Consider the following 2,497-nt stretch of genomic DNA (forward strand, 5'->3'; position numbering starts at 1 on the left):
TTGCCGAAAAGGTAGTTTTCAAACTGCTCCTGCAACAGATCGCCGCGTCCGTATTCAGGCGAGGCCAGTCGGGGCAGATTGGACATGGAGAATGCCTGTTTGACGACTTGGCGTTGGAAGTTTTGGTGTAGGAAACGTTTATAAAACAAGGGAATGGTTTCTTTGCCCTTGAGTGCAAAATAAGCCGCCAAAACCGAGCCGCCAAATACGCCAACAACGACATCGACGTTGGACAGCAAGGATTTTCTTTTGCCGCCGATGGTTACCTGCTGCTGGTTGAGCTGTTCTAAAACGCCGTAACCCAACGCCGCCGCACGTGTTCCTCCGCCTGAAAACATGACGACAATTAAGGTATCGTCATCGTCTTCCCGCTGGAGTTTGCTGGTTTCAAAGCGGTAGCCTTGCTTCAAATCGACTGCATCAATACCGGCAACGGGTTGGTATTTCACCAAGGAGCAGGCGGATAACAGGGCGAGAGAAAGTATGGAAAGCGTGGATTTGAGCTGGAATTTCGGCATAAAGTCAACAAAATCGGAAAATTATTGAAAACGGATTATAAAGGTTTTCAGGCGTTGTTCACAGAAGCAGGCCTTTCAGACGGCCTTTTATGTCGATTTTCCGTTATAATCGACACAATCTTTATCTTTCCAAACCCTTATGGCGCAACCGAACCGCATCAACCACGAACCTGTCTTTCTGCTTGCTTCCGGCCCTTGGCGCGAGAGCAGCTTGTGGGTGGAGGCCTTCAGCCGCCGTTATGGACGTGTGGCTTTGTTGGCCAGAAGCGCACGCAAACGGCAAAGCGAGTTGCGTGGCGTGTTGGTGCCGTTTGTGCCGGTGAGCGCGTCTTGGTATGGTTCGCAAGAGTTGAAGACTCTGCATCGCGCCGAATGGATAGGCGGTTGGCCGCAGCCGCAGGGTAGGGCTTTGTTCAGCGGATTGTATGTGAACGAGCTGATGCTGAAGTTGACCGTCCGCGAAGACCCGTTGCCCGAGCTTTATGATGTTTTGGCGGAAACCATGAAAACCATCTGTTGCGAGGCCAACCATATTGCCGCTTTGCGCCGTTTTGAATGGACGCTGCTGACACGCTTGGGCTTTGCCCCCGATTTGTTCCATGACGGCAACGGCAATGAAATCAACGGCGAAGAAACTTATTGGCTCACACCTGAAGAGGCTGTGGTTCCCCTGGCCGAGGCCGACCGTTTCCATGCGCTCAATAAGGGCGTTGCCGTATTGGGCGCGACGTTAATCGATTTGAGGGAAGGCAGTTTTGTTCATCAGGAAAGTCTGGGGCAGGCTTTGAAAGTGACGCGGCTTTTGATTGACAATCTTCTGCCCGAGGGCATCAAGTCTCGGCAGGTTTTGCAGCAGTTGCAGCAGTTTGGCTTGGGCAGTTGAATTTTTTAGACGGCCTTTGATATGAGAAGGTTCAGGCCGTCTGAAACCTTAAAGAAAGGACTTTATTATGTTGTTAGGCGTAAACATCGACCATATTGCCACCGTCCGCAATGCGCGCGGTACGATTTATCCCAGCCCTGTCGAAGCGGCGCTGATTGCGGAAACCCACGGTGCAGATTTGATTACCATGCACTTGCGTGAAGACCGCCGCCATATTAAAGATGCGGACGTGTTCGCCGTTAAAAACGCCATCCGCACGCGCCTGAATTTGGAAATGGCGTTGACGGAAGAAATGCTGGAAAACGCGCTTAACGTCATGCCGGAAGATGTGTGCCTCGTGCCTGAAAAACGTCAAGAAGTAACCACCGAAGGCGGTTTGGACGTATTGGCGCAACAGGATAAAGTGGCTGAGTTCACTAAAATCCTGACTGACGCAGGCATCCGCGTGTCCTTGTTTATCGATGCCGACAACGCGCAAATCCAAGCCGCTTATGATGTCGGCGTGCCCGTTATCGAGTTGCACACCGGTGCATATGCCGATGCGCACAGCCACGCCGAGCAAATGAAACAATTCGAGCGCATTCAAAACGGCGCGCATTACGCCAGCGATTTGGGTTTGGTCGTCAACGCCGGACACGGCCTGACCATTCACAACGTAACGCCGATTGCCCAAATTCTCGCCATCCGCGAATTGAATATCGGCCATTCGCTGATTTCCCAAGCACTCTTCCTCGGCCTGCCTGAAGCGGTCCGCCAAATGAAGGAAGTCATGTTCAGGGCCAGAATGCTGCCTTAAGGGCATCAGCCATACCGGCTAAGGCAATTTGCTTGGGCCGGTAGCCGCATTTTCAGACGGCCTGACTATTTAAACAAGGAGCAGACCCATGATTTACGGAATCGGTACAGACATTGTTTCCCTCAAACGCATTATCCGCCTGAACAAAAAATTCGGACTGGCATTTGCGCAACGCATTCTCAGCCCGGAAGAGCTGTTGGAATTTCCGCAGGCAGGCAAACCGGTCAACTATCTTGCCAAACGCTTTGCCGCCAAAGAGGCTTTTGCCAAAGCCGTCGGTACGGGCATACGCGGCGTGGT

At 52.2% G+C, this 2,497-nt stretch carries 3 protein-coding genes and 1 pseudogene; 3 read left to right on the top strand and 1 reads right to left on the bottom strand.

The features are described 5' to 3' along the window. Positions 1-518 (bottom strand): annotated as a pseudogene (locus ACTHS3_RS11570) (patatin-like phospholipase family protein); the annotation flags it as partial. Positions 519-657: 139 nt separating this feature from the next. Between ACTHS3_RS11570 and recO the strand changes: the two are divergent. The 3 genes from recO to acpS form a co-directional block, all read left to right on the top strand. Continuing rightward, positions 658-1,401, top strand: a complete 744-nt coding sequence (gene recO, locus ACTHS3_RS11575) for a DNA repair protein RecO (protein ID WP_440367999.1) — start codon at positions 658-660, stop codon at positions 1,399-1,401. Between the two features lie 67 nt (positions 1,402-1,468). Next, positions 1,469-2,197 carry a pyridoxine 5'-phosphate synthase gene (pdxJ, locus tag ACTHS3_RS11580; RefSeq protein ID WP_440368000.1) on the top strand — a complete coding sequence of 243 codons (729 nt, stop codon included), beginning with the start codon at positions 1,469-1,471 and terminating at the stop codon, positions 2,195-2,197. An 88-nt stretch (positions 2,198-2,285) separates the two neighbouring features. Next, positions 2,286-2,497, top strand: a 212-nt coding sequence (gene acpS, locus ACTHS3_RS11585; RefSeq protein WP_440368001.1) for a holo-ACP synthase, incomplete at its 3' end; no start/stop codon positions are given.

The sequence above is a fragment of the Neisseria sp. P0009.S007 genome (assembly GCF_051962515.1).